22 protein-coding genes are annotated in these 25,820 nt (G+C 71.7%); 11 read left to right on the top strand and 11 right to left on the bottom strand.

Going from position 1 to position 25,820, the window contains the following annotated elements:
* Positions 1 to 32: 32 nt before the first annotated feature.
* Positions 33 to 485, bottom strand: a complete 453-nt coding sequence (locus OHA68_RS27660; protein ID WP_327102867.1) for a hypothetical protein — start codon at positions 483 to 485, stop codon at positions 33 to 35.
* Entirely contained in the window at positions 482 to 1,036 is a 555-nt protein-coding gene (locus tag OHA68_RS27655) for an LGFP repeat-containing protein (protein ID WP_327102866.1), read from the bottom strand. Before OHA68_RS27655 ends, OHA68_RS27660 begins: the two co-directional genes overlap by 4 nt.
* A 174-nt stretch (positions 1,037 to 1,210) precedes the next feature.
* Between OHA68_RS27655 and OHA68_RS27650 the strand changes: the two genes are divergently transcribed.
* Complete coding sequence (locus tag OHA68_RS27650) at positions 1,211 to 1,873, top strand: TetR/AcrR family transcriptional regulator (RefSeq protein WP_327102865.1); 663 nt, start codon at positions 1,211 to 1,213, stop codon at positions 1,871 to 1,873.
* Positions 1,874 to 1,939: 66 nt separating this feature from the next.
* Here the strand turns inward: OHA68_RS27650 and OHA68_RS27645 are convergent, their stop codons facing one another.
* The 4 genes from OHA68_RS27645 to OHA68_RS27630 all read right to left on the bottom strand — a co-directional run bounded on the left by OHA68_RS27645 (position 1,940) and on the right by OHA68_RS27630 (position 8,903).
* The gene (locus OHA68_RS27645) at positions 1,940 to 3,088 is read right to left on the bottom strand and encodes an ROK family transcriptional regulator (RefSeq protein ID WP_327102864.1); all 1,149 of its coding nucleotides are present in this window, start codon (positions 3,086 to 3,088) and stop codon (positions 1,940 to 1,942) included.
* 55 nt (positions 3,089 to 3,143) lie between these two features.
* A complete protein-coding gene (locus tag OHA68_RS27640; RefSeq protein WP_327102863.1) occupies positions 3,144 to 4,637 on the bottom strand; it encodes a glycoside hydrolase family 36 protein in 1,494 nt (497 codons plus the stop codon).
* A 78-nt stretch (positions 4,638 to 4,715) separates the two neighbouring features.
* Positions 4,716 to 4,913 (bottom strand): hypothetical protein, encoded by a 198-nt coding sequence (locus OHA68_RS27635; RefSeq protein WP_327102862.1) that lies wholly within the window; start codon positions 4,911 to 4,913, stop codon positions 4,716 to 4,718.
* A 195-nt stretch (positions 4,914 to 5,108) separates the two neighbouring features.
* Positions 5,109 to 8,903, bottom strand: a complete 3,795-nt coding sequence (locus OHA68_RS27630; protein ID WP_327102861.1) for a CHAT domain-containing protein — start codon at positions 8,901 to 8,903, stop codon at positions 5,109 to 5,111.
* 53 nt (positions 8,904 to 8,956) lie between these two features.
* Between OHA68_RS27630 and OHA68_RS27625 the strand changes: the two genes are divergently transcribed.
* Positions 8,957 to 9,337, top strand: a complete 381-nt coding sequence (locus OHA68_RS27625) for a hypothetical protein (RefSeq protein WP_327102860.1) — start codon at positions 8,957 to 8,959, stop codon at positions 9,335 to 9,337.
* A 3-nt stretch (positions 9,338 to 9,340) separates the two neighbouring features.
* Positions 9,341 to 10,369 (top strand): hypothetical protein, encoded by a 1,029-nt coding sequence (locus OHA68_RS27620; RefSeq protein WP_327102859.1) that lies wholly within the window; start codon positions 9,341 to 9,343, stop codon positions 10,367 to 10,369.
* A 4-nt stretch (positions 10,370 to 10,373) separates the two neighbouring features.
* Here OHA68_RS27620 and OHA68_RS27615 read toward each other — a convergent pair whose 3' ends face one another.
* On the bottom strand, positions 10,374 to 11,192 hold the full coding sequence (locus tag OHA68_RS27615; RefSeq protein ID WP_327102858.1) for an IclR family transcriptional regulator: 819 nt from the start codon (positions 11,190 to 11,192) through the stop codon (positions 10,374 to 10,376).
* Between the two features lie 236 nt (positions 11,193 to 11,428).
* Here OHA68_RS27615 and OHA68_RS27610 point away from each other — a divergent pair, with 236 nt between their 5' ends.
* Both OHA68_RS27610 and OHA68_RS27605 read left to right on the top strand, forming a co-directional pair.
* Complete coding sequence (locus OHA68_RS27610) at positions 11,429 to 11,839, top strand: RidA family protein (RefSeq protein ID WP_327102857.1); 411 nt, start codon at positions 11,429 to 11,431, stop codon at positions 11,837 to 11,839.
* Complete coding sequence (locus OHA68_RS27605; RefSeq protein WP_327102856.1) at positions 11,836 to 12,921, top strand: aminotransferase class V-fold PLP-dependent enzyme; 1,086 nt, start codon at positions 11,836 to 11,838, stop codon at positions 12,919 to 12,921. The genes OHA68_RS27610 and OHA68_RS27605 overlap by 4 nt, the downstream gene beginning before the upstream one ends.
* 54 nt (positions 12,922 to 12,975) lie before the next feature.
* Here the strand turns inward: OHA68_RS27605 and OHA68_RS27600 are convergent, their stop codons facing one another.
* Both OHA68_RS27600 and tnpB read right to left on the bottom strand, forming a co-directional pair.
* On the bottom strand, positions 12,976 to 15,279 hold the full coding sequence (locus OHA68_RS27600; RefSeq protein WP_327102855.1) for a polysaccharide lyase 8 family protein: 2,304 nt from the start codon (positions 15,277 to 15,279) through the stop codon (positions 12,976 to 12,978).
* 127 nt (positions 15,280 to 15,406) lie between these two features.
* Complete coding sequence (gene tnpB / locus OHA68_RS27595; RefSeq protein WP_327102854.1) at positions 15,407 to 16,792, bottom strand: IS607 family element RNA-guided endonuclease TnpB; 1,386 nt, start codon at positions 16,790 to 16,792, stop codon at positions 15,407 to 15,409.
* Between the two features lie 442 nt (positions 16,793 to 17,234).
* Between tnpB and OHA68_RS27590 the strand changes: the two genes are divergently transcribed.
* From OHA68_RS27590 to OHA68_RS27565, 6 genes are all read left to right on the top strand, one after another.
* On the top strand, positions 17,235 to 19,157 hold the full coding sequence (locus tag OHA68_RS27590) for a sialidase family protein (protein ID WP_327102853.1): 1,923 nt from the start codon (positions 17,235 to 17,237) through the stop codon (positions 19,155 to 19,157).
* A 214-nt stretch (positions 19,158 to 19,371) separates the two neighbouring features.
* Entirely contained in the window at positions 19,372 to 20,052 is a 681-nt protein-coding gene (locus OHA68_RS27585; RefSeq protein WP_327102852.1) for a FadR/GntR family transcriptional regulator, read from the top strand.
* Between the two features lie 159 nt (positions 20,053 to 20,211).
* Positions 20,212 to 22,620 (top strand): sensor histidine kinase, encoded by a 2,409-nt coding sequence (locus OHA68_RS27580; RefSeq protein ID WP_327102851.1) that lies wholly within the window; start codon positions 20,212 to 20,214, stop codon positions 22,618 to 22,620.
* On the top strand, positions 22,617 to 23,051 hold the full coding sequence (locus OHA68_RS27575) for a roadblock/LC7 domain-containing protein (RefSeq protein ID WP_407674369.1): 435 nt from the start codon (positions 22,617 to 22,619) through the stop codon (positions 23,049 to 23,051). Before OHA68_RS27580 ends, OHA68_RS27575 begins: the two co-directional genes overlap by 4 nt.
* On the top strand, positions 23,048 to 23,446 hold the full coding sequence (locus OHA68_RS27570; protein WP_327102850.1) for a DUF742 domain-containing protein: 399 nt from the start codon (positions 23,048 to 23,050) through the stop codon (positions 23,444 to 23,446). The genes OHA68_RS27575 and OHA68_RS27570 overlap by 4 nt, the downstream gene beginning before the upstream one ends.
* The gene (locus tag OHA68_RS27565; protein WP_327102849.1) at positions 23,427 to 24,026 is read left to right on the top strand and encodes a GTP-binding protein; all 600 of its coding nucleotides are present in this window, start codon (positions 23,427 to 23,429) and stop codon (positions 24,024 to 24,026) included. Before OHA68_RS27570 ends, OHA68_RS27565 begins: the two co-directional genes overlap by 20 nt.
* A gap of 62 nt (positions 24,027 to 24,088) precedes the next feature.
* Here OHA68_RS27565 and OHA68_RS27560 read toward each other — a convergent pair whose 3' ends face one another.
* Positions 24,089 to 25,069: a DUF1838 family protein gene (locus OHA68_RS27560; RefSeq protein ID WP_327102848.1), complete on the bottom strand. Its 981-nt coding sequence runs from the start codon at positions 25,067 to 25,069 to the stop codon at positions 24,089 to 24,091.
* 120 nt (positions 25,070 to 25,189) lie between these two features.
* A complete protein-coding gene (locus OHA68_RS27555) occupies positions 25,190 to 25,807 on the bottom strand; it encodes a hypothetical protein (protein WP_327102847.1) in 618 nt (205 codons plus the stop codon).
* Positions 25,808 to 25,820 lie beyond the last annotated feature (13 nt).

Here is a 25,820-nt window from a genome sequence, read left to right as displayed (position 1 = left end):
GCCGTGCCGTGCCGTGTCGTACCGTGCCGTGCTCAGGGCTGGGCCAGGCACGAGGCACCGGCGATCCCTATGGAGAGCTCCCTGCCCGAGGCGCCCAGGACGCGGATGGCGTTGGTGTCCCCGGAGTAGGCCACCTCGGCCGCGGCGTCACAGATCACCTTGGCCGTGGCCGACTCCTCGTCACCCAGGGTGGTCTCGATCGACAGGGAGGTGCACTGGCCTGCCACGGTGACCGAGCGGACCTGCGCCTGCCGTACCCGCTTCTTGACCTTCTCGGCGTTCCCGCCGCAGGGGTCCTGTCCGTCCGCGCTCCGGCCGTCCTGGGCGGACAGGCTCTGCGGCGGCGGGCCGGCGGCGTCCTGACCCGAGCCGTACTGACCCGAGCCGTACTGCCCGGAGCCGTCCTGACCGCAGCCGGACAGGACGAGCAGAGCGGCGGCGAGCGAGGCGGCGACGAGCAGGATCTTGCCGGTGTCCGGTGTCATCGCGCGGTCACCGACACTGTCCAGCCGTGCTTGCAGCCGGATCCGGAGATGCCGACGTCGCAGCCCTGGACGTAGAACCGGTATCCACTGCTGGTCGCCACCCGCACCCGCATCCGTCCGCTGTCCCCGCCGCCGACCTCCCGGTCCGTGCCGCCGGAGTCGGCCGCGCTGATCCAGCGGACGAGGAAGCGGTGGTAGACGCGCGGCAGGGTGGTGCGCCAGTCGACGTAGGCGTATCCGCCGATCGACCACGCCGACACCACCAGCTTGGGACCTTCGCCGGGCGACCACACCATCTGCCCGCGGGCGAAACGCTGCCTGCGCCCGGCCCAGACGCCGTCGCGGTAGACGTCCGCCTCGACGACGGCCGGGCAGCCGAGGCCGCTCTTCTCGCCGCCCAGTTCGTTCCATCGGGCGCCGATCAGGCCATAGGGCTTGATGGCGCAGGCATGCGTCGCGGCGGCCTGGGCGGCATGGGCCGGCAGGGCGGTGCACAGCGTCGCGAGCACGGCGCTCACGGACAGCGCCTGACGTAAGAGGCTGGTCTTCATCCTGGCTCTCGATCCTGTTGACGTGGCTTTCACCGGGTGCCATGTGCGAAGATCCCGGCCGGCAAGGGGCGCTCGCTGAAGCCTGGGATCTCCTGGAAGGCGACACCCCGAGCGGCATGCCGGCCACTTTTCGATAGAGCGAAACTCTATCCAATAGAGCACTACACTCATAGGGTGGCTGTCAAGAGGAAGTACCAGTCCACGCGCAGGCAGGATCAGGCCCGCCAGACTCGCCGGGCGATCCTGGCGGCGGCCGGGCGGCTCTTCGTCGAGCCCGGCTACGCCGCCACCCCGCTGACCGCCATCGCCGCCGAGGCCGGGGTCGCGATCCAGACCGTGTACGCGACGTTCGGCAGCAAACGCCAGCTGCTGTCCGAGCTCGTCGACGTCACCATCGCCGGCGACGACGAGGCCCTCAGCCTGCCCGAACGCTCCTTCGTCGACGAGATCCGCGCGCTGGCCGACCCGCGCGCCAAGCTCGAACGCTACGCCCGCCACCTCACCGAGACCCACGCCCGCCAGGCGGCCGTGATGATCGCCCTGGCCGGCGCCGCGACCGCCGACCCCGACGCGGCCGCCATCTGGCAGAAGAACCTCGACGACCGCCACCGCGGCATGGTCATGTTCGCCACCGAGCTCGCGCAGACAGGCCGGCTACGCGCCGACCACGACGTCGACAGCGCCGCCGACGTCCTCTGGCTCGCCATGGACGTGCGCAACTACGACTGGCTCGTACGGCAGCGCGCCTGGTCCGCCGAGCGCTACCAGCGCTGGTACGCCGAGACCGTGGCCGCTGCCCTCCTCATCCCCGCACTCCCCCGGTCCGGGCCGGACTGATCGGATCCCCGATCAGTGCGAACCACAGCTCAGAGCCGTACAAGCGGCTCAGGCGACTCAGGCGGCTCAGGCGTGGAGGGTGAGCGGGGCGGGCATCCCGTCGGTGAACAGTTGGGCGTCGACCCGGTCCAGGGCGACCCGCAGAGCGCCGAGGGCGACGCTGTCCGCGCCGAGATCCGAAGCCCTGATCTCCGGGACGCGCAGGCAGAGGCGGCGGAGCTCCTGCTCCAAGGGGTCGATGAGGAGGTCCGCGGAGCGGGAGTAGCCGCCGCCGAGGATGACGACCTGCGGGTCGAGGGTCAGCACGAGGGCCGCGGCCCCGATGGCCAGGTCTTTGACATAGCGCCGGAGCGCGGTTCTGGCGTCGCGGTCACCTTCGCGGGCGCGTTCGAAGACCCAGGCGGCCTTGTCGTTCGGATGGATGCCCTCGGGCACCCCGGGACAGTTCTCGATGTGGGAGGGGGCGGAGAGCCAGCGGACCGCCTTGAGCGCGCCGATCTCGCCGGCCGCTCCTCCGTAGCCGCGCCGCAGGGTGCCGTCGAGGATGAGGCCGGCGCCGGTTCGCATGCCCGCCAGCAGGTAGACGATGTCGTCGGCGTCCTGTGCGGCGCCTTGCCAGCGTTCGGCGACGGCGGCGAGTTTGCAGTCGTTCTCGACCAGGACCGGGCAGGTGAACCGGGTCGCGAGGTGCTCGGCGGGAGATACGCTCGCCCAGCCCGGCAGCGGGGTGAACAGCGTGGTACGGCCGGTCGCGTCGACGGGGCCGGTCACCCCGACCGTCACCGCCCAGATCTGGTCGGGCCGCATCCCGGCGGCCGTCAGGCACTGGGAGATGGCGGTGTCGACGGCGTCGAGGCGCGCGGCCGGGTCCGCGTCGGGGTCGACCGGCAGCCGGTGGCTGCGCAGGACCCGTCCTTCGAGGTCAGCGAGCAGGACGAGTATCTTGTGGCCGCCGACGTCGACGCCGAGCACGTGTCCGGCGCCGGCGTTGAAGCGGTAACGGCGGGCCGGACGGCCGACGCTGCTGCCGTCGGGTTCGACGACCTTCACCCACCCGTCGGTGACCAGCCCGCGGACCACGACGTCGGTCCCGGGCCGGGACAGGCCGGTGCGGGCGGCGAGCTCAGTGACGGTCGCAGGTGGCTGGCCTCGCATCGCCCGGACGATGCTGAGCGAGTTGAGTTCGCGGAGCTTGCTGACATCGGCTCCGGCCATGTCGGGCACCACTACCCCCCATTATGCTGCGTTGCAGCGAAATTCTAGCCGCCCTTCATGAGATCGGATACCGCTGTCCCGGGTTCAGCGCGGTGGTGAAGTCGACGGTGCGGCCATCGATGGCGAAGCTGTATCTACCCTTCTGGATGATCTTGGGCTGTTCGGCGAGGTAAGCGGCCATGCGCTCGAGTTCGGCCGGGCCGAGCCAGGACGGCGGGTCGGAGACGGCCTTGAATCCGCAGATCGCGGCCAGGTCGTGCAGCCAGCTCATCTGGGTCTCGGTGAGCAGGTTGAGGCGGCTGCGGAAATAGACGACGTCGGGGTCGACCTGGATGAGCGGCGACTGCCAGAGCCGGTGCAGCGTGTTCACGACGGCGTTGTAGGCCATCGCGTCCGAGGGGTCGTCGGTGGCGTAGTTGGTCCACAACGGGGCGACGTCCGGGCCGCTGCGCAGCCCGTCGACGAGTCCGAGCGAGGGCAGCAGCAGAGCACCGCTGCCGAGCAGGTAGACCTCCGGGCCCGCGACGCGCCGGATCAGGGCGAGCGCGTCCCGATAGGCCTGTTCGCGATGGGCCCCGGAGTGCCGGACGCCGGGGATGGCACCGGCGTTGATGAAGTCCAGCTTGAGATAGGTGAAGCCCCACTCGTGGACCACGCGGTGGATCAGCCGGGTGAGATGTTCCTGGACACCGGGGTGGGTGAGGTCCAGCGCCCAGTATCCGGCGCCCCAGTTGTGGCCGGCGACGACCGGCTCTCCATCGGCGTCGCGCAACAGGAACTCGGGATGTTCGCGTGCCGTCACCGAGGTGGGCAGCACGATGAACGGCGCGAGCCACAGGCCGGCGCTCATCCCGGCGGTGGTGATCCGCTCGGTCAGGGCCCGCATGCCGGCGGGGAACTTGTCGTTGGGCAGCCAGTCCCCGACGGCCCGCTGCCAGCCGTCGTCGATCTGGACGACGTCGAACGGCAGACCGGCCAGCTCGGCGATGTCCTTGTTCAGCACCTGTTCGGTGATGCCTTCGTAGTAGGCGTACCAGGTGCACCACACGTTGCCGGCGCGACGGTCGCTGCTCCCCAGCCGCTCGGCCAGCCGCTCGGCGTAGTGCGCGAAGACCTCCTGCTCAGGACCGTAGGCGAGGAACCAGGGAGCTCCGTCGTCCTCGCACCAGCCGGCGAGGGTGTCGTGGTCGGCGGCCAGGCGGGGGGTGCCCAGCCCGAGCGAACCCAGCAGCAGCACCCGGCCGTCGGCGCCCTGCAGCGCGGCCACGGCCGAGGAGTGGTGGCGGGCCGGATCGTCCCAGACGGTGTCGTCGGCGGTCAGGCGCCGTTCGGCCGTGGCGATCCGCAGCGGGGGCTCGCTGAGACGGCGCCATCCGCACGGGCTCCAGGAGTTCTGACCGTGGCGGTAGAACAGGGCATCGGCGAGACCGTGCAGGATCGCGACCCGGCCCGGCGGCAGGATCAGACCTCCGGTGACGGGCTCGGGGGGCTCGGAACCGGTGAGTTCGACCGCGAAGTCGCGGCCGGCCAGGTCGACGAGCAGGGGCATGGTTCTCCTTCTGACAGCGGTGACCGTCCGGCGGGATGCTCAGCGTGGATCCCGCCGCACGGGCAGAGGATGGAACGGTCAGCCGAACAGGCCGTTGACCTGCTGGTTGGCCTTCGTCAGCGCCTCAGCGGGGGCGGGGTTCTGCCAGTACTGCGCCCAGGCCGTCTGAGTGATCTTGACGGTGATGTTCGGGTTCGCGGTATGGAAGGCGTCGGCGACGGTGCCCGCCGGCGGCCCGCACAGCAGCGCCGCGCCGGCCCGCTTCCTATCGATCATCGAGGTGCCTCTTTCCGGGGGTGGGCCGAGGTCCGCGGAAGTTCTCTCTTCCTTGTTCGCTCTCTCGAATAATGATGTGGCTCATCGAAAATTTGTCAAGACTGGCTCATAAAGCGGGCGTTCCACGGCCGGCCATCGGTAATAATGATGTGGCTTATCGATAGTTTGTCAAGGCCTAATCATATATCTCCGAGATCATGCTCCCGCGTGCAGGTAGGACGCCCAGAGCGACGGCAGGCGGGGGCGTCTGTCGCGCAGTGCCCGTACGGCGTCGTGCAGCGCCCGCGCCGAGCTCCCGGCATCGCCGCGCAACCCGGCGTAGAAGTCGTCCGCGAGGCGAACGGCCACCACGTCGTCGATCTCCCACAGGGTGCTGACGACGTGCCGGAACCCGGCGAGCTGGAAGGCCGAGGAGAGATGGATGGCCTCATCGACCAGATCGGCGTTCTGGTTGGCGGCGGGCACGGCGGCGGCGAGGCCGGGCAGCTCGGCCCGCAAGGCCGGGTCGAGCTCGACCGAACCGAGCGTCATCACCGACATGAGCGCTGTGGAGCACGCCGACAGGTACGCCAACTCGGCCCGCTCCAGGTTGACCGAGGTCAGGCCGGCGACGGTGAACGGCGCGCCGACGTGGTCGGCCAGCAGCAGCCTGCTGTCGGAGGGGTCGGCGAGGTCGCTCACACCGTGGCAGGCGAAGTGCGCGATCGAGCACTCCGGCAGCGCCGCCAGCACCTGGGCCCTGGTGGCGCTGCCGATCAGGGTCAGCGCGTCCGGCATCCGCTCGTGCAGCAGCGCGGCCTCGGCGGCGGCGTTGGGCAGCGGATCCTGGTCCGGCGTTTCCGGCATGGCCACGATCAGCGTCCGGCCGCCGCCCGGTGCGCTGGAGCGGCGGGCGTGACGCAGGGCTCTGATGGTCGGGGTGCAGGAGGAGACGACCCGGTCCATGACCGACGGCCCGCCGTCACGGTGGTGACCCGCGGCGTGCAGGGGAAGCATGCCGAGCATGCCGCCGGTGACCCACCACACCCGCGGCAGGTCGGCGCCCGACCCGCCGTCAAGGCCCAGCGCGTCGAGCACCGGCCCGGCGGCGGCGTCCCACAGCCACTCCAGCACCTCGTGCAGGGTGTCCTGTGCCGCCACCCGGTCCTGCCAGCCCGCGTCCGGGTCGGCGGACTCCGTCAGGGCTTCGGTGAAGGTGTGGAACCGCTGGATGACCGCGTCGGCGGTCAGCAGCGGCAGCGGGAGGCAGGTGATGCCGCTGCCGGTGAGGAGGAGGGCGTCGCTGCGGTAGCGGCTGATGCTGAACACGACGACGGGTCCTGACCTCGCCTCCGCGATCAGGTCCTCCGGGGCCGGCGGCGCCATGAACGTCCGGAAGCCGTCACGGTCGCGGATCTCCGCCACCAGCGCCGCGAACTCGCTCGTCAGCCGGACCCGGTCGTCCCTGGTGAGGTGGTCGGCGTCCAGTTCGCCCCGTAAGCGGGCGAATCTGGCGGCGAGGGTGGGGTGGTCGCGTTCGAGGTCGGACAGGTCGCCTCGGGTCTCCAGCAGTTGTCCGAGCAGCACCGCCCGCCCGGCCTCCAACAGCCGCAACGCCCGCACCGCAGCCGCCTGCTCGCCCGTCCGCTCCCCCGCCTGCCCCCCTGCCCGCTCGCCCGCCTGTTCGCCCGTCCGTTCGCCGGCTTCCAGGGTGAGGGCGGCCGCGTCGTCGGCCAGGCCGCGGAACAGGCTGAGGTGGTACAGCCGGTCACGGCGGTGCAGGCGCCGGGGCGTGACCTCCGGCACCAGGCGGACCGCCGTCTCCAGCAGCTCCGCCGCGAGCTCCGGCCGCCGGTGGCGGGCCAGCTCGGCGGCGGGCCGGGCGGCACTGATCCGCATGGCGGGCAGGGCGAGCGGATCGTCGACGACCGAACGATAGGCCGCCAGCGCCTCCTCCGCCCCTCCTCCCGTACGCCGGTATCGCGCTCCTAGCGCGTTCCCCAGATTGGACAGGTATCCGGGACGGTCCGGCTGATCGGCCGGGGTGAGCTCCACGGCTTCCCGCAACGCGGTGACGGCGTCGTCGATCCGATCGGCGGCCAGCAGCGCGTTGCCGAGGTTCGACAGGTGGCCGGCCCGTTGCGGATCGTCCGCGGGCGTCGCCCCGATGCCCTGCCGGAGGGCGTCGATGGCGGTCTGCAGGTCGTGCGGCGCCCGCGTGACCTCGAACCGCTTGTGCCACGCGACTCCCAGGTGCGCCAGGTACCGGGCCCGGGCGGGATGATCGCCGGGAGTCGCCTCGACCGCTCCCTGTGCGGCGTCGATGGCGGCGTCCAGATCGCTCATCCGGGACGTGCGTTCGAAGCGCCGCTGCAGCGCACTGCCGAGATCGCTCAAGAGCTCGCCGCGGGCGCCGCTGTCCTGGCGTACGGCGTCCACGGCCGCTCGACCCGCGCGTACGGCCGCGTCGATGTCCTCCATGTCACCGGCGCGCTCGAAACGCAGGCGCAGCGCGGTCATGAGGTTGCCCAGCCGGTTGGACCGGTCGGGATCCTCGGGCGGCGAGGCGGCGACGGCCTCCTGCGCCGTGCTGACCGCCCGCACGAGGTCGTCGGCCGAGCCGGTCCGCTCGGCGCGCGTCACCAGTGCCAGGGCGAGGTTGTTCACGACGCCGGCCCGGCCGGGCAGATCGGGCGGCATGGCGGCCACGGCCTGGTCGGCCGTGCGTACGGCGTCGTCGAGATCGGTGCGCTGCCCGGTGCGGCGGAAGCTCGTCATCAACGTGACGCCGAGGTTGGACAGCGCCGCCGGATCCCCGGGCTCCAGCTCGACGGCCTCCCGCCCCACCCGCAGGGCGGTCTCCAGATCCGCCGTCCTTCCCGTGCGGTCGAACCGGACCCGCAGCGCGACGCCGAGGTTGTTCAGCCATCCGCACCGGCCGGGGACGAGGTCGATCGCCCGGTGGTAGGCGTCCACGGCGCCGTCGAGGTCGTCCCGTTCTCCTGACCGCTCGAACCGGCGGTACAGCACCACGCCGAGGTTGTAGTGCCGCGACGCGTCTTCCGGCCCGGCGCCGGCCGACTCGCGCAACGCCTCGGCGGCCGCGTCGATGTCCGTACGCCGCAGGAAGCGTTCGTAGCGCGTGGCCAGGAAGGCGCCGAGAAGGGACAGGTAACCCGCTCGGTCCGGGCCCAGGGCCGGAGCGGCGTCCACGGCCTGCCGGATGGTGTCGATCGCCGCGTCCAGATCCCCGGGCGCCTGCGTGAGCCCGTACCGGGCACGCCAGGCGTTGCCGAGATTGCCCAGGTAGGCGTGCCGGTTGGGGTGGTCGGGCGGGGTGCGGCGGACGGCTTCGCGGCCTGCGGTGACGGCGCCGTGCACGTCCTCGGCGGCAGCGGAACGGTCCAGCAGTGCGCGGCCGAGCCGGTTGAGGTGTTCCGGGCGGTGGGGGTGATCGGCGGGGACGTTGTCGGCGGCGTGGCGGAAGAGGTCCACGGCCAGGTCGAGGTCCTCGGGCCGGCCCGTCAGGTCGTACCGGATCCGCAGGGCCAGCCCCAGGTTCGACGAGTACGTCTCCCACTCCGGGTCGTCGTCGCTCGCCGCGAGCGTGATGCGCTGCCACAACTCGACGGCGGCCGACGCGGCGTCGGGGTCGGGTGAGGAGATCGCGTGCCGTAAGACCTGGTCGCCGAAGGCGGTCGCGAGGTCGGCCAGGATGGGCAGGAGCTGCTCGGGCAGGGGTTCGACGCCGAGGACGAAGCAGTCGAGCAGGAGGGTGACGGCCGACCGCAGCTCGTCCCGGTCCGGCCCCTCGGGCAGGGCGAGATAGCGGTAGTAGTGCATCCAGCCGAGCGCGAGCCGGGCTTCGGTGTCGCCGTCGCCGTCGCGCAGCAGGCCCGACAGCCGCTGGACGTCGCCCGGCACATCCGGGTGCAGGACCGTGGACAGATCCTGGGTCGAGGTGACACGCTCAAGGCGCGCCCGCACGGCGGCGAGATACTGTTCGCGCATGTCTGATGTTAACTTTCGGTACGGCTCCGCAGCGGGTTTCGACGAGGGGTGACATGGCCGGGTCGGCTGAGCGGGTCAGCACCGCCGTCGCGTACGTCTGCGAGAACCTTCCCGACCTCCGTGACCAGCTCGGCCACCTCGGCGACCGGGCGCCTCTCGACCGGCTCCTGACCGCGATCCGCGACGGCCGCGACGTCACGCGGCCCCTCGACGACCTGCATGAGGCCTTACTGGCAGGCGGGGACGTGCTCGGCGTGTACGGCGCCTCGTCTCGCTCCGCCCGCCTGGCCGGCATCACCGCCGCCGCCCCTCCCGAGACCCTGTACGTGTGCCCGCATCGCCGCTGCGCCCGCTACCGGTGGCCGGAGGCCGGCGCTCCGGCCCCGACGTGCGCGATCGACGACAGCCCGATGCTGCTCGAACGGCTGCCGTAACCGATGGGCGGACTGCTCGCCGAGCTCGGCAAGAGGATCGCCGAACGCTGGTTCACGCTGCTCGTCCTGCCGGGCCTGCTGTACGTCGCCGCCCTCGCCGCCGCCCACGCGCTGGGGCACGCCCACCCGTTCGACGCCCGCCGCGTGACCGACCGGCTCGACACGGTCAACGCGGGAACCGCCTCGGCGTCCGGGCTCGCCCTGCTCGGCGCCTACCTGCTCGCCGCGGCCACCGCCGGCCTGGCCGCCCAGAGCCTGGGCAGCCTGGTCGAGCGCCTCTGGCTGGCCACCGACTGGACCGGCTGGCCGTCCCCGCTCCGCCGGCTCGCCGCCCACCGCACCCGCCGCCGGCATCGCCGCTGGACGGACGCGATGACGGCCTACCACCGGGCCCGCGAGGACGCCGCCGCCGCCCACGCCCACGCCCGCCTCACCCCGAACCCACCTGCCCCAACTCCCGCTGACCCAGCACCCTCCAGCCCGCTGCCGTCCGCCGACCCGCCGGCACCCTACGACCCGCTGCCGTCCGCCCGCGACCTCGCCTACCGCAAGGCCTTACGGATCGCCGCCGAGCCGCCCGCGCGCCCCACCTGGATGGGCGACCGGCTCGACGACATCACCGTCCGGCTCGACCGCGACCTCGGCCTGGACCTCGCCACGGTCTGGCCGTACCTCTGGCTCATCGCCCCGGACACCACCCGCACCGAGATCGTCGCCGCCCGCGAGACCCTCACCCGCGCCACCACGCTGGCCGGCTGGGGCCTGCTGTACCTCGCGGTCGGCGCCCTGTGGTGGCCCGGCCTGCCGATCGCCGCCGCCGTGCTGGTGACGGCCTGGCGGCGGGCGCGTACCGCCTGCGACATGTACGCGCTGCTGGTGGAGGCCACCGCCCGCCTCCAGACGGCCGACCTCGCGCACCGTCTCGGCCTCGAACACACCGGCCCCGTCACCCACGAGACCGGCACCGCCATGACCGACCTGCTGCGCACCCGCCCACCACAACTCGGTCCGACGCCGCGCGGGCGCCGGTAGAAGGTCAGGACACGTCCTGGTGGCCGGGCGGTCTGCTCCATTCGGCGGGGAGCACGGTCAGGTGCCCGGCGCGCAGGAAGGCGGTCGCCATCGCGGCCGCCTCGCGGACGGCCATGGTCAGGGTGGCCTGCCTCTCGTGGAACCGGGTCGTCGGGACGGACACCGTGAACGCGCCCGTCGGCGCGCCCGTGTCGTCGAAGAAGGGCGCGGACACGCAGCACACGCCCTCGCTGAACTCCTCGCGGTCCACCGCGTAGCCCTGCCTGCGCACCCGGGCCAGCTCGACGGTGAGGTGGTCGTAGTCGACGATCGTGGCCGGGGTGACCGCCGTGAGCTCCACTCCCTTGAACATCGCGGCCACCTGGTCCTCGGGCAGGAAGGCGAGCACCGCCTTGCAGGAGGCGCGGGCGTGCATGTGGCCGGTGTAGCCCACGTCGAGGTTGCCGACGCTGACCGCGTGCAGGCCGGAAAGGTAGTGCTGCAGCGTCAGCGTTCCGTGGTGCCGGCCGGAGATGTAGGACGTCTCGTGCGTCCTGTTGTGCAGCCGGGTCAGGATGACGGAGAGCTCGGGCGAGGGCCCCGAGCGGCGCTGGAGGTGCCTGTTGAGCGACGCCGCGCGGGGGCCGACGTCGTAGCGGCCGCCGGGCAGGCGCACCACGTGGCCGCCGGCCAGCAGGGTGCGCAGCAGGTGGTAGCAGGTGCCGAGCTTGATGCCGAGCTGACGGCTGAGCACCTTCGCGGTGGCGGTGCCGTCGGCGGCGGCCACGGCCTCCAGCACCTGCAGGCCGCGCTCCAGCGTGTGCAGCACGGTCTTGTCCCTCATGCCCGCCTCACCGCCGGCGCGTCCGCGCGAGCCGGCACCCCGGCGTCGCTCGGTCGCTGTGGCATCTGGTCACCTTCCTCATGGCCGCTCACTGTGCGCTGTCCTCTCGGCCTTTCCCAGCAGAATGAACCCATTTTTCGACTATCTGAAATCCAGTGTGCCGATACGTGAAACGGCAGGTCGCCCCGCCTAGCGTGCTGAGTCCCCGAACCCGCCGCCAAGGAGGAGCCCGTCCCATGATCCGCCGCTGGAATCCCGGCACGCTGGCACCGCCGATCGGCCAGTACAGCCACCTCGCCTCGGTGCCGGCCGGCCATGAGCTGGTGATGATCTCCGGCCAGGTCGGCGTGCTGCCGGACGGCACCCTCGCGGGCGCCGGCGCGCAGGCGCAGACCCGGCAGGCCCTCGCCAACATCGAGCTGCTGCTCGACTCGCTCGGCGCGGGGCCGCAGCACCTGGTGAAGCTGTTCACCCTGGTCGCGGGCGCCGAACACGTCGAAGGCTGCCGTACGGCGCGGGCGGAGACGTTCGCGCGGTGGTACCCCGGCGGCGACTGGCCCGCCCATTCGCTCGCGGTGGTCACCGCCCTGGCCGCCCCGGAGCTGACCGTCGAGATCGAGGGCATGGCCGCCCTGCCGCCCCGATGAGCCCGGAGGAGTTCCGCGGGCTCTTCCCCGCGCTGCGTTCGGCGGTGTGGCTGGACACGCCGGGCCTGCCCCCGGGCGCGGCGCCGGTGACCGAGGCGCTGCACGAGGCCGTGTCCGCGTGGTCCAGCGGCGAGGTCGACTGGCTCGCGTGGGACGCGGCGGCGGCCGACGCCCGCCCGCTGTTCGCCCGGCTGATCGGGGCCGACCCGGCCACGGTGTCGACGCTCGGCTCGCTGGCCGAGTCCGCCGCCACCGTGGCCGGGTCCCTGCCGCGCGGCCGGGTCGTGGTGGCGGCGGAGGAGTTCCGCAGCAACCTGTTCCCGTGGCTGGCGCGGCACGACGTGGTCGCCGTACCGGCCCGCGACGGCGCGACCCGGGTGGAGGACCTGGTCGCCGCGCTGACCGGCGACACCGTGCTGCTCGCCGTCAGCGAGGTGACCAGCAGGGAAGGGCAGCGGCTCGACCTGGCCGCGCTGCGGGAGGCGACCGACCGGGTGGGCGCGCGGCTGTTCGTCAACCTGACGCAGTCGCTGGGCGCGTTGCGCTTCGACCTGGCGGCCGTACGTCCCGACTACCTCGCCGTGCACGGCTACAAGTGGATGCTGTGCCCGCGTGGCGCGGCCTGGCTCGTCACCCGCCCGGACCGGCTCGGCGAGCTGACGGCGCTCGCGCCGAGCTGGAAGTCCACCAGCCCGCCGCACGGCTACTTCGGCGGCCCGATGCGGCCGGCTGAGGACGCCGGCCGGTGCGACACGTCCCCCGCCTGGCTCTCCTGGATCGGCGCCCGCGCGGCCTTGCGCCTGGTCGGTTCGCTGGACGCGGGCCGCGTCGAGCGGCACTGCCTCGGCCTCGCCCGGGAGCTCACCGAACAGGCGGCGAGCATCGGCTTCCGGCGCGTGGTGAGCGGCCCGCCCTCCCAGATCGTCGTGCTGCGCACCGAGAACGCCGACCGGCTCGCCGCGCGGCTGCGCGCGCGGGACATCCGCGCCACCGCGCTCGGCGACCGCGTGCGCTTCGGCTTCCACTACTTCAACGACGAGGACGACGTACGTACGACGCTGAGCGTTCTGGCCGAGCGGTAGACCAGCGCCAACGAGGACGACGTACGTACGACGCCGGCGGCCGCCCGGCGGTGGTCAGACGTGCACGATCGCGGTGTGGGCGTGGCCGCGGCTGCCGCCGACCTCCACCTTGATCGCGCTCTTGGCCTTGCGCACGCCGCGGTCGTTGTCCTTGACCGATCTCACCCGCCAGGGCAGCGTGATCTTCACCTCGTCGGCGGCCCTGGACGGGTCGGCGACCGCGAGCCGTACCCGCCCGTGGTCGCGGCGGAGCAGGAGCGTGCACGGGCCGTCGGCGGCGAGCGGCCCATGCGCGGTCTCGACGGTTCCGGCGCGCCAGAAGACGGCGGCGAGCAGGTCGTCGCGGGCGATGGCCTGCACGGCTCCGGAGTTGGCGAGGATCTCGACCCTCCCCCGGTAAGCCACGGTCTGCGCGATGGAGGCGCCGGGCAGCACGGCGTAGGCGTAGCGCGCCTGACGCGGATCGACGCCGTGGTCGATGAGGATCGTCGTGTAGAGCCTGGTGACGGGGGTGTCGTCGCCTCCGGTGGTGGCGCCCTTGTCGATGTCCCGCCAGCGGCCGGTGCGCTTCCTGCGGGTCACCTTCGCGGCGGCGCCGTCGAGCAGCGCGTAGCCGGCCACGCCGGGCAGGTGGACCCAGCCGTCGCCCCAGGCCAGCGGCGGATGGCTGTCGTGGGTGTTGCGGTTCTCCACGATGGTCTCGACGCGGCGGCCGTCGGAGGCGCGGATGCCGGCTCCGAGGGCGATCACCGCGTCGTCGAGGAGGAACCACGCCTTCTTGGCCCGCAGCGAGGAGCCATCGGCGATCAGCTTCATGGCCGCCACGCCGTACTCGCGGTCGAGTGCGACGCCGCCCGCCCACGGGGTGGGCGGCAGGCGACGCTTGCCGTGGCGAAGATCGGCGCGTCGGCGGGTGTCGACCGTCGTGCCCGGCAGCCGGTACGGGTCGATCGTGGGCCACAGGTCGTCGTTCCAGTGGGTGAGGTCGCCGGTGTAGAGGTAGGTCATGCCGTCGCCGGTGTACCAGCCGTGCAGGTTCTCCCGGTTCATGGCCTCGGCCGCGCCGATGCGCTCCGAGCTCATCGCGATCGCGTAGGCCCAGGTGGGACGGCGGTGCACGACCCGGTCCATGTCGGCGAAGACGTACGTGCCCGTCGTGGGCGGGCCGACCGGCACCGACGGGTCCTCCAGCAGGACCTTGGCCCGGGCGATGCTGGCCAGCGGGGCGAGCGTGTCGTAGGGGACGGCCTGGTTGCGGGTGAGCCAGCCCTTCACCTGCGGTCTCCAGCGCCGGGCATAGCCCTCGGGCGCAGACTCCAGCAGCGTGAGGATGGCCTCGACCGCCTTCTGCCCCGAGTGGTAGTCACGGTGGCCCTGCACCGAGATCTGCCGGCCGCGCACGCAGTCCATCATGAGCCCGTCGACGATGAACGGCATGAACGAGCGGTCCACGATGTCGTAGACGTTCCCCGTCCTGGTGATCTCCCACGGTGACCGCGTGAGCATGGCGATCAGCTTGGCCACGCTCTCCAGGTAGTCCACGCCGTAGCTGCCGGTGTAGGGGTAGACGTCGTGCTGGATGAACGACCCGTCACGGTAGAAGCCGTCGCCTGGACCCCGGGTCGTCCGCAGCAGGTCGGAGACCGCGTCCCCGGCCCGCCTGACCAGGCGTGCGTCGTGGGTGAGCAGTCCGCGCATCGCCACCGCCATGGCCTTGCCCGCGCGGTTGGCGCCGGTCTCGACGACGCCGGGGTGGCTGACGCGGCGCTCCGGGTCGGGGCACCAGCGGCGTAACGGCCGCAGCCAGCGCTGGAGGCGGTTTTTGGGCAGGCCGTCGTACAGCAGGGCGCAGGTGTCGGTCAGCGCGCGAGGGACGCCGATCTCCCACCAGTACCAGTTGCTGCCCCGCCGATCGAGCCCTTCGTGGTAGGCGTGCTCGTGCAGGAAGTCCAGCGCCCTGACCGCGCTCTCGGCGACCTGCCTGTCCCGGTGCAGGGCGGTGCCCGGCGTGGCCCAGCCCAGCGCCAGGGTGCGCATGCGGTTGTAGGCACGGTTGAAGTTGCCCGTCCGGGGGTCCCCCAGCGGCAGGTCGGGCCACAGGCTCGGGCGGCCGGGGACGGGCTTCATCTTGCGCAGCACCGCGTTGGCCGAGCCCTCGACCGCCCGCGTCTTGTCGGCGTAGGCGGGGTTGTACGACCCGCCGACCAGCAGGCTCACCCACCGCTCACGCGCGGCGTCGAACGCGGCGGCACCGATCGCCTCGGCTTCTGTCGCCTCGGCCGGGCTGCCCCGCAGGGCGAGGCCGGTCACGGCCGCGGCGCCCAGCAGTGCGGACCGCCGGCTGAGGGGATGGGTCATGGAGGCCTTTCCGACAATCAGGCAGATATCAGATAAAAGATCATATGTCGAACAACCAGGTAGAACTCCTTCAACGCTGCACTAGTGAACCGGCTCGCGACGGTCACCAGGAACTGAGCGCTACCGTTCACTGAGTTTCAAGGGTTCTCAGTGATTCGCCCCGTGTGGGCGAAGGTCCTCGTCTGATCCGGGCAGTGGGTGCCCGGTGCGGGGTTGACGTTTCACGGCCACCTGCCCCGCCAGGCGGGGTCTTATGGTCGGCTCCACGTCCGTTTCGGGTCTCCGGGCCACTCCCGGCGACCGTACGCTCCACCAAAGAGGCGAGATTGCGCGCGGCGTTCTCATCGCGATCCATCGACAGGCCACACCCCTCACACACGTAGGTGCGCACCCGCAGCGGCAGCTTGGCTTTCACCGCGCCGCAGGATGAGCACGTCTTGGAGGAGGGGAACCAGCGGCTCGCCACCACCAGCCGGCCGCCGTTCCAGCCGGTTTTGTAGGCGAACTGGCGGCGGATCTCACCGAAGCCCGCGTCGGAGACGGCTTGGGCCAGTCGCCGGTTGCGGATCATCCCGGCCACGTTGAGGTCCTCGACCACGATGGTGCCGTAGGTGCGGGCCAGGCTCGTGGTCAATGTGTGGATGCCGTCGCGGCGCAGCGCCGCTACCCGATACTCCGCCCGGTTGCGGGCGGCGTTGGCGCGCAGCCACCGCTTCGACGGCTGTTGACCGGTGCGCCGGTCAGGGCCGTGTTTGCGGGAGGCCGCCCGCGACAGGCGGCGCACCTTACGCGCGGCCGTGGTCAGGTGGCGGGGGTTAGACACCGGGGGACGGCCTTCGGAAAACACCGCCAGGGTCTTGATGCCGAGGTCCACGCCGATCACCGCATCCGGCCGCGCGGGCGTGGCCGGGGTTCGTTCGGTGTGGACGGCGAAGCTGACGTGCCAGCGGCCCTCCTGCCACCGCACCGTCGCCGAGGCGATCCGCGCACCGCCGTCCGCTAGGAGGCGGACGAGCTTGCCGACCGGCTCGTGCGTCTTGATCCGGCCCAGCACCGGCAGCACCACATGCCGGTCGCCGTCCAGACGGATCGCGCCGGTGGTGAACCGCACCGACCGGGCCGCGCGGCGCTTGGTCTTGAACCGGGGAAAACCCATCGTCAGGCCCTTACGCTTACCCTGCCGGGAGTCGCGCCAGTTCGACAGGGCGTCGGCCAGGCGGGCGAGGCCGCAGGCGTAGGCCTCTTTGGAGTTGCCCGCCCACCACGGCGCCACTTCGTCCTTGACCTGGTTCCAGCGTTTGCGCAGGCTGTACATCGACCACGACAGGGCCGGGGTGAGCTGATCGTCGGGGATGCCGTAGGAGCGTTCCGCCTCCCGCTGCGCCAGATTCGCCCGCACCTGCGCCAGACCCCAGTTGAACGCCACCCGCACCGCCCCGCAATGCGACGCCAGCGCGGCGACCTGGCGCGGGGTCGGGTCCAGCGCGAAACGGTAGGCCTGCACGACCCGCATGACCCGCCCCTCCCTCGCGTATTCGAGAGTGTGTGCGAATCACTCTACCAGCATGACCGTACGCTGAGTAATTCTTTGCATGCTTACCGCGACGGCGAAGGGTGAGGTAGACCGCGCCGCCTAGGCGCGGCGTCAAGCCGCCGCCCCTTCCAGCACTTCGTCATGCCGTTCACCGGCTCGCAGACCACCGAGCCAACCCCGATCACCACGTGACAAACCACGATCACGTTAGAGAAAACCAGATGAAAACCGACGAACACTGATACGGACCACAGCGGTTACCAACCCCGCCGCGGGGCCGATAGCCCCTCATCATCCGTGAGCCATGAGTGCGCGCGTCCCGCTCTCTCGAACGATCATTCTCCGTTCACCCTTCTGTAACATCCAACGTTGGACGTAGGATGTCCTCTCGTAACTTTCTGCTGTCAGGAAGGACGAGGACATGCACGATGGTCACCCCCCGGAGCGCCGTATCGGACGCTCCGCACGCCGCCGCCGCGCGGGCGCCGTCCTGGCGCTCGCGGCCTTACTCGTCAGCGCGTTAGGCGCGCCGGCGGCCGCGGCACCGACGAACCCGGCGCGAACCCTTGAAACCGGCGAGAGCGCGCCGTTCGTGGACGAGCAGGTGCTCTACAAGCAGGGCGACTTCGGATACGGCTGCTTCCGGATCCCCGCCGTGGTGCGGGCCACGAACGGCATGCTCCTGGCCTTCGCCGAGGGGCGGGTCAAGGACTGCGGCGACGACGAGGACATCGACCTCGTGCTGCGCCGCTCCGCCGACGGCGGGCGGACCTGGGGGCCGCTGCAGGTGGTCTCCGAGGGGAACGGTGCGACCCACGGCAACCCGGTGCCGATCGTCGACGAGCGCACCGGCCGGGTCGTGCTGGTGAGCACCCACAACGGCGCCGAGCCGTGCCCGAACGGCTGTGACCGCGATCCGTGGGTGCAGGTCAGCGACGACCACGGGGCGACCTGGTCGGCCGCCAGGGAGATGACCGAGGGCAAGCGCCCGGAGTGGAACTTCTGGTACGCCACCGGCCCGATGCACGGCATCCAGCTCAAGCGCGGCCCGCACGCCGGCCGGCTGGTCGTCGGGGCGAGTTTCGAGAGCTGGGACCGGGTCGGGAAGCACGCCTACGGCACCCACCTGCTCTACAGCGACGACGGCGGGGCGACCTGGCACATCGGCGCCGAGACGGTCCGCGACGACGGCACGGTGATCGCCCAGGAGGTCACCGTCGTCGAGCTCACCGACGGGCGGATCTACGCCTCGGCCCGCGAGCGCGGCACCGACGAGGGCAACCGGGCGTACGCGACCAGCGGCGACGGCGGCGAGACGTGGGACGCGCCGTTCCGCACCATGCCCGCCCTGGCGACGACCGACATCCAGGGGTCGCTGCTGCGGTTCGGCGAGGGGCGCATCCTGTTCTCCGCGCCGGTGCACCCGGGCGCCCGGGAGGCGATGGGCATCCGGTCGTCCTACGACGAGGGCGGCCGCTTCGAGACGTGGGACAAGGGCAAGGTCTTCTTCTGGGGGCCGTCGGCGTACTCGGACATGGTGCGTCTGGACGGCGACGAGGCGGCCCTGATGTACGAGGCCGGCACCGTCTCGCCGTACGAGCAGATCCGGTTCGCGCGGTTCAACGAGGCGTACCTGGAGACGCCGAACGGCGCCCCGCCGAACATCCCCGGACCTCCGGTGCCCGGACCGACGACGCCGGACGCGTCGCCGTACCGTAACAAGGCGTATGTCCGCGGCGGCGCGCAGACCACCGACGGGCGCTTCGGCGACGGGCTGGCGCTGGACCGGGTGGACGACCGGGCGGAGGTGGCGTTCGACGAGTCCATCGACCTCGGCGCGGGGGACTTTACGCTGACCTCCTGGATCCGCTACTCGGACAAAACCGGCGCGCACTCGATCCTCTGGTTCCACCGGGTGGACCGGGGCACCAACCCGCCGGGGCTGTGGCTGCGGGCCGAACCGGCGAGCAACCGCATCCGGGCGGTCCTGGCCGTCGACCGGTTCGACGTGTCCGTACAGTCGCCGACCGCGTACAACGACGGGCAGTGGCACTTCGTGGCGCTCCAGCGGGTACGCGGCGAGCTCCGGCTCCTGGTGGACGGCGTCCAGGTCTCCTCGGCGGCGGTCCCGGCCGGTTCGCTGACCCTCGGCAAGGAGTTCGGGCTCGAGGGAATCCACGTCGGGCAGCGGCTGGACGGCGCGGACCGCTTCCGGGGGACGCTGGACGAGGTGCGCGTCTACGGGCGCGCCCTCACCGCGACCGAGCTGGACCTGATCCGGCAGCGGAACCTCCCGATCGGCGGGCGGCTCGGGCTGCGGCTGCCGTTCGATCGCGTCGGCTGAGAGGACGCCGGCCGCTGGACGATGGCGCTCGCGGGGCTCCCGCGGGCGCCATCGCCGCCCCCGGACATCCCATGTCCTGAACGAGCGGCCAACGCACCGCGTTCGCGCGGTGGCCCGTCCGTGTCATGGGCGTAAAATTTCCGGCACCGCCTGGCCTTCCGGGACCGAGAGGTGGGATGTTCGACACACGGTCTTCGACGAGCCTGGAGGCAGTATGCCTACGCGTGACGGCGCGTCGCTTCAGGAGCGCATCGTCGCTCTGATCCACGAGCGCGGACTGGCCCCCGGGTCACCGATACCCACCGAAGTGCAGCTGATGGAGCTGCTCGGGGCGAGCCGCAACAGCGTCCGTGAGGCCGTACGTGCTCTGCGGGCGTTAGGGATCGTCGAGATCCGGCACGGTCATGGGACGTTCGTGGGGCACGCGTCGCTGGACGTGCTGACGCCGTCACTCGCCTTCCAGGTGCGCTCGGGGCCGGGCGGCGGGATCCGCGCGCTGCGCGATCTGGTCGAGGTCCGCGAGCTGCTCGAGACCGGGCTGATCGCCCAGGTGGCCCAGAGCACCAGCGTCACCCGGCTGGCCGCGTTGGAAGCCCTGGTCAATGGCATGGATCGGGACCATGGCGCCGATCGGGCGTTCCACGCGCTGCTGTACGAATCGTGCGGTAACGAGCTGGTGCTGCAGCTGATCGGCCTGTTCTGGGACGTCTACCACGAGGTCGAGCCGACACTCGGCCCACCGGAGGAGCGGACCGCGGAGATCGTCGTCAACCACCGCCGGATCGTGGCGGCTCTTCGCGCCCGGGACGCCGAAGCCGCCCGGGAGGCGATGCGGCTGCACTTCCGCGACGTCAAGGCGCGCATCGCGCGGGCGAAGGCCCCCGACACCGCTTGACGTAGCTGCTCCCGAAGGGTGACTGATCACTCCAGTAACGCCATCATGCGGTAAGCCGGGTCTTCCGGCTCAACCTGCCGTTTCGCTACGATCAGGCACTGATCGCCTACATGGTGATTTTGTCATGGACTTTGCGATCGGCGAGGGAGTGTCCCGTACGTGGCTGAATCAGGCAGGGCCGGGCGGCCACGGACGGACACCCTGGGGAACGGGACCGGGCCGGCCGGCGGCGGGCCGCGGCGACTGACCGGTGCCCGCCGCCTGTCGTTGCGCACCGTGCTGCTCATCGTCGTCTTCGTCCCGAGCCTGACCTTCGCCCCGCTCCTGGCCTCGGGCATGCACCAGCTGGCCACCCAGTGGCAGGCGGAGAAGACCCAGATGGAGCTGGCCACCACCGCCGTCGGCAGGCCCGCGGCCGACCTGTTCCTCAGCCTCGACCAGGAGCGACGGCTCACCGCCCAGGTGCTGGCCGGCCCGGGGAGCCCCGCCCGCGACCAGCTCGCCGAACAGCGCGCGGTGACCGACCGGGCCGTGCGGGCGTTCCGTCCGCTGACGGCCCTGGACGACGCCGACGCGCAGGAGGGCCTCACCGACGCCGTCATCCGCACCGACCGCGGCCTCGGCCTCCTCGATCAGCAGCGCCGGGCGGTGGACGCCGGCCGGGCCACCTCGCAGCGCGCGTTCGACTACTACAGCGGCGTCCTGGAGTCGGCCCTCAGCGTGCTGACCGCCCTCGGCAACACCGACGAGGGCCAGGTGAGCAGTAAGGCGCAGACGCTGACCGACCTCTTCTGGGTCGTCTACGCACTCGGCCGCGAGGACGCCCTGCTGTCCGGCGGCTGGGCGAGGGGCGCCCTGACGAGGAGCGAGTACGGCCTCGTCACCGACGCCATCGGCGCCAGGAAGCACCTCCTGCGGTCCCGGGTGCTTCCCGCTCTCACGGGCAACGAGCTCCCGTACGCGAAGATGACGACCGGCAAGGCGTGGGAGACCATGGCCGCCCTGGAAGGGCGGCTGATCACCGCCGGGAGCGGCGCCGAGGGTGATCGGGTGACACTGCGCGACGACAGCGCACAGTGGCGCTCAGCGGTGGACGCGGTCACCGTGCAACTGCGGCAGCTCCTGAGCCTGCGATCGGAGAATGTCGGCAGGGCCGGCTACGGTCACGCCGACATGATCTTCAAGGTCTTCGTCAGCATCTCCACGGTGGGCCTGCTCGCCCTGGGCCTGGTGTTCTTCACGAGCTGGCGGCTCACCGCCGTTCTCCGCCGGCGCATCCTGGCCCTGCGCCAGGACGCCCAGGAGCTGCAGGAGCGGCTGCCCGACGTGGTCGCCCGGCTGGAGCGCGGCGAGGACGTCGACGTGGACGCGGAGGTGCGCAGGCTCGAGCCGACCCCGGACGAGCTCGGCGAGCTCGGGCAGGCGCTCAACCTGGCCAGCCGCAGCGCCGTCCACACCGCCGTGCGGCAGGCCGAACAGCACCGGGGCTTCCAGCGGATGCTGCAGCGCATCGCCCGGCGCACCCAGATCCTCATCGGCCTGCAGCTGAAGAAGCTGGACGAGCTGGAGCGCAAGCACGAGGACCCGGAGGTGCTGGAGGGCCTGTTCGACCTGGACCATCTCGCCTCCCGGCTGCGCCGCTACGAGGAGAACCTGGTGATCCTCGGCGGCGGGCAGCCACAGCGCCGCTGGCGCAAGCCGGTGCGGCTGCTCGATGTGCTGCGCGCCGCGCAAGGCGAGGTCCAGGACTACCGCCGGATCTCGATCGACGTCGAGACCGAGTCCTGGATCGCGGAGCGCGCGGTGCAACCGCTGGTCCACGTCCTGGCGGAGCTCATGGAGAACGCCACCGCCTTCTCCAAGCCACTGACCCCCGTAGAGGTCCGGGCCGCGCGGGTCGGCCGGGGCGTCGCCGTGGAGATCGAGGACCGCGGCCTGGGCATGGAGCCCGAGCAGTACGCCGCCGCCAACGCTCTGCTGCAGTCGCCGCCGCGCCTCGACGTGCTGGCCCACGCCGACGACGTGCGGCTCGGCCTGGACGTGGTCGCCCGGCTCTCCGCGAACCTGGGCCTCCAGGTCGAGCTGCGGTCGTCGGCCTTCGGCGGCACCCGGGTCATCGTGCTGGTTCCCGAATCGCTGGTGGTGGCCCGCCCGCGCACGGTACCCGAGCCCGCCACGGCCCCCATGGAGGTCCCCCGGGCCGCCGACGCCTCACCACCCCGCCCACGGGCGGAAACCCCGCCGCACAAGGACGGTCAGTTGCCGGCCCGCTCCCGAGGACGTGCGATGGCGTCCGTGACGGCGCGGGCGGGCTCGCCGGAGCAGGAGTCCGCCGGCCGGCCGCTGCCCCAGCGGGTACGCCAGGCCAGCCTGACGGCGGAGCTCAAGGTCCCGGCGGTCCAGGCCGACCAGGCCGGCCAGGAGACCTGGGACCAGCCCCACCGGTCCGGCGCCACGATCGGCGCCTTCCAGAGACAGTCGCGCAAACGCCGCACCGGTGACGACGGCTCGCAGCCCGAGGCGAGCGAATCTCCCGAACCCAGTTCCCCTACGACGGAAGATCGATGATGACGCAGCGCACCACCTCCACCGACACGGACTTGGACTGGCTGCTGGACGGCCTGGTCGATCAGGTCGCGGGCGCCCGGCACGCCGTCGTGCTGTCCGACGACGGCCTGGTGGTCAGCCGGTCCAGGACCATCGAACGCGCGGACGCCGAACGCCTGGCCGCGATCGCCACCGGACAGCAGAGCCTGGCGCGCGGCGTCGGGCAGCTCTTCAGCGGCGGGCCGGTCCACCAGGTCATCATCGAGATGGCCGAGCTGTGGTTGTTCGTCACCGCCGCGGGCCGGGGCACCCATCTGGCGGTGGTCGCCTCCCAGGAGGTCGACGCCGAGCTGATGAGCGTCGCGATGCACACCCTGATCCAGCGGGTCGGTCAGAAACTCGGCACCGACGTGCGCCGCCCGCACGCCGATGACCGGGAGAGACACGGATGAAGCACTGGACGGAAGGCTTCGACGACGATGACGCCGGCGAGTCCCTTGTCCGTCCCTACACGATCACCGGCGGGCGGACCGCTCCCGAGCGGGACGACCTGACGCTGATCACCCTGGTGGCGACGACCTCCGCGGCCCTTCCGGGAAACGGACGCGACCGGCGCAAGATGCAGCCGGAGCACCGCGCCATCGTCGCCCTGTGCGAGCGGCCGCTGGCGGTGGCCGAGGTCGCCGCCGCACTGAATCTGCCGGTGTCGGTGACCAAGATCCTCATCGGCGATCTGATCGAGTCGGGTCAGCTGCGGGCCCGGCCACCCCTGGCGTTCGCGCAGGCGGGCGGCGCTCCCGAGCTGGCGATCCTTAGGGCGGTGCGAGATGGGTTACGCAAACTCTGACCACGGGGACGCCGCTCCTCTGGCGGTGAAGATCCTCATCGCCGGTGGTTTCGGCGTCGGGAAGACGACCCTGGTCGGCGCGGTCAGCGAGGTCGCCCCGCTGCGTACGGAGGAATACCTGACCCATGCCGGCGTCGGCGTGGACGATCTGGACGGTGTGGACGGCAAGTCCACCACCACCGTCGCGCTGGACTTCGGCCGCATCACCATCAACCGCGAACTCGTGCTCTACCTCTTCGGCACACCCGGGCAGGAGCGCTTCTGGTTCATGTGGAACGACCTGGTCAACGGGGCGATGGGCGCGGTCGTCCTGGTCGACACCCGCCGGCTGGACGTGAGCTTCGCCTCGATCGACTTCTTCGAGAGCCGTGGCATCCCCTTCGTCGTCGGCGTCAACTGCTTCCACGGCGTCCGGGACCGGACGCAGGAGGAGATCCGGCGGGCGCTCGACCTCGATCCGCAGGTGCCGCTGATGCTCTGTGACGCCCGCGACCGGGCGGCCGGACGCGATGTGCTGCTGGCGCTCATCGACCACCTGCTGGCCGTACGGACCAGCGGCACACCGCACCCCGTGACCTGACCGGGCCAACGGCACACCACACCCCGCGACCTGACCGGCCCGGTGCCGCCGGTCGCGGACGTTCATGGACGGCCGTTGGCGGCGCACCAGCCTGCCCAGGTGGTGGCGCCCTTGCCGAGCTGCTTGTTGTGGAAGGACGTCCAGGAGTTCTCGCTCGCCCCCGGCTCGCCGGGAGCGGCCTTGAACAGCGGATGGTTCTGCTCGACCTCGGCGCGCAGCCACGGCTCGATGTCGCGGTAGGAGTCCAGCGACCAGCTGCGGGCATGGTAGGTGAGTTGGCCGCGCACCTCGGTCTCCGGCAGGCACATGAACGGCGCCCACGGGCTGGTCCGCGCCCAGCTGATCTTCGTCTCCATCGCGCCGGACGGGACGCCGGACCGGGTGCGCGCCGCCACCTCGCGCTCGTCGACGGAGAAGTCGAACATCTCCTGCGCCGCGTACACGCCGCCGGTCAGGCCGAACCGCTCGCCCAGGGTGCCGCCGAGGTCCGCGCGGACGCCGATGTCGCTGGTCCAGATGGTCTCGTCGTGCGACCGGCGCAGCGGCGGCCCCACGTAGGAGGGGGTGATCGGGAACGGGCCGAAGTTGACCGCGTCGTTGTTGATGGGGACGACCGGGTACGTCTTGCCGTCGATCGGGTTCCGCCACTCGCGGACGACGCGCTGGGGATCCGCCGGGTCGGTGTAGAAGACGATCTCCCGGGAGAGCTGGTAGAGCTGGTTCGTCTCAGGCACCCGGTACAGCCGCCGGATGTTGTAACCCTCGATGTTGAACAGTTTCTGGCCGTGCCGCAGCGCCGGGTCCAGACTGTTGCCCTCGATGTTGGCGTACACCGATCCGGAGATCCGGAACACCATGTCCTTCCCGTCCGGACGCCCGAACGTCTGGAGGGACAGTTTCCCGCTCTTGTCGGTGACCGTCGCGTAGACGGGCCCGGGGTGCGTGGGGGCGGCGGGAGCGTCGTCCGCCGCCGCGCTCGACACGCTGGTGCCGAGGATCAGGACGACCAGGACCGACAACCCCGTGATACCTCGCTTGATCACGTACGTCCTTCCGTGGTGACGAAGTTGGCGAACAGCGCCATATTGTGATCATGCCGGGCCGAGGGTTGTCCAGGGCGAGGCGGGCCGCGGCTCACGACGGCCGGGCCGCCGGCCGCGAGGTCAGCGCGACCTGTTCACGGTGATCAGGCCGGCTGTGTGCAGGCTGGTCAGCAGGGTCCAGTCGTCGGCGGGGTCGAGCCAGAGCTGGAGATCCGCCGGGCCCGAGGGCTTAGGGAGGGGGCCGGTGGGCTCGTAGAAGGTCGAGATCAGGACCAGAGGGACCGGTGCCTCCCATCGGGAGGGGGCCGGGGGTTCGTGTCGTGGGCCGAGGAGCACGGCGCGCTCCGCCTCGGTGCACGCGTCGAGCGGCCACCCGGCCGCGAGCTGAGCTTGCAGCCTGACCTGCATGTCCAGGACGAGACGGACGCGGGCGACCGCCCGCTCCGCGTCGGTGGCGAGCTCGGCGTAGCCGACGCGCTCGGGGTGCTCGGGGTGCTTGGAGTGCTTGGAGTGCTCGGGATGCTCGGGGTGCTCGATGTGCTCGGGGTGCTCGGTGTAGTCGCCGTAGTCGGCGTACTCGGGGATGAGCATCGCGACCAGTTCGGCGGGGTCGTCGGCGTAGCCACGGCGGGTGCCGCCCGCGTGGATCATCTCGAAGCGGTACGGCCGGCCGTCGGCTCCGGCCGGTGCGGCCGGAGGCGGCTCCGACGACGAGGTGTTACGGACGAGCACGGCCATGGGTGTCCTCCGG

It is taken from the genome of Nonomuraea glycinis (assembly GCF_035920485.1).
GTDB lineage: Bacteria > Actinomycetota > Actinomycetes > Streptosporangiales > Streptosporangiaceae > Nonomuraea > Nonomuraea glycinis.
Note: the sequence above shows the minus strand (reverse complement) of the source record. Positions and strands in the feature narration are given on the sequence as shown.

Excerpts from the sequence above, each read along its gene's own strand:
- OHA68_RS27610 (WP_327102857.1), top strand. The coding sequence starts at position 11,429 with ATGATCCGCCGCTGGAATCCCGGCACGCTGGCACCGCCGATCGGCCAG.
- OHA68_RS27635 (WP_327102862.1), bottom strand. The coding sequence starts at position 4,913 with ATGATCGATAGGAAGCGGGCCGGCGCGGCGCTGCTGTGCGGGCCGCCG.
- tnpB (WP_327102854.1), bottom strand. The coding sequence starts at position 16,792 with ATGCGGGTCGTGCAGGCCTACCGTTTCGCGCTGGACCCGACCCCGCGC.
- OHA68_RS27575 (WP_407674369.1), top strand. The coding sequence starts at position 22,617 with ATGATGACGCAGCGCACCACCTCCACCGACACGGACTTGGACTGGCTG.
- OHA68_RS27630 (WP_327102861.1), bottom strand. The coding sequence starts at position 8,903 with ATGCGCGAACAGTATCTCGCCGCCGTGCGGGCGCGCCTTGAGCGTGTC.
- OHA68_RS27645 (WP_327102864.1), bottom strand. The coding sequence starts at position 3,088 with ATGGCCGGAGCCGATGTCAGCAAGCTCCGCGAACTCAACTCGCTCAGC.
- OHA68_RS27615 (WP_327102858.1), bottom strand. The coding sequence starts at position 11,192 with ATGAGGGACAAGACCGTGCTGCACACGCTGGAGCGCGGCCTGCAGGTG.
- OHA68_RS27555 (WP_327102847.1), bottom strand. The coding sequence starts at position 25,807 with ATGGCCGTGCTCGTCCGTAACACCTCGTCGTCGGAGCCGCCTCCGGCC.
- OHA68_RS27620 (WP_327102859.1), top strand. The coding sequence starts at position 9,341 with ATGGGCGGACTGCTCGCCGAGCTCGGCAAGAGGATCGCCGAACGCTGG.
- OHA68_RS27660 (WP_327102867.1), bottom strand. The coding sequence starts at position 485 with ATGACACCGGACACCGGCAAGATCCTGCTCGTCGCCGCCTCGCTCGCC.
- OHA68_RS27655 (WP_327102866.1), bottom strand. The coding sequence starts at position 1,036 with ATGAAGACCAGCCTCTTACGTCAGGCGCTGTCCGTGAGCGCCGTGCTC.
- OHA68_RS27600 (WP_327102855.1), bottom strand. The coding sequence starts at position 15,279 with ATGACCCATCCCCTCAGCCGGCGGTCCGCACTGCTGGGCGCCGCGGCC.
- OHA68_RS27585 (WP_327102852.1), top strand. The coding sequence starts at position 19,372 with ATGCCTACGCGTGACGGCGCGTCGCTTCAGGAGCGCATCGTCGCTCTG.
- OHA68_RS27625 (WP_327102860.1), top strand. The coding sequence starts at position 8,957 with ATGGCCGGGTCGGCTGAGCGGGTCAGCACCGCCGTCGCGTACGTCTGC.
- OHA68_RS27605 (WP_327102856.1), top strand. The coding sequence starts at position 11,836 with ATGAGCCCGGAGGAGTTCCGCGGGCTCTTCCCCGCGCTGCGTTCGGCG.
- OHA68_RS27570 (WP_327102850.1), top strand. The coding sequence starts at position 23,048 with ATGAAGCACTGGACGGAAGGCTTCGACGACGATGACGCCGGCGAGTCC.
- OHA68_RS27590 (WP_327102853.1), top strand. The coding sequence starts at position 17,235 with ATGCACGATGGTCACCCCCCGGAGCGCCGTATCGGACGCTCCGCACGC.
- OHA68_RS27640 (WP_327102863.1), bottom strand. The coding sequence starts at position 4,637 with ATGCCCCTGCTCGTCGACCTGGCCGGCCGCGACTTCGCGGTCGAACTC.
- OHA68_RS27565 (WP_327102849.1), top strand. The coding sequence starts at position 23,427 with ATGGGTTACGCAAACTCTGACCACGGGGACGCCGCTCCTCTGGCGGTG.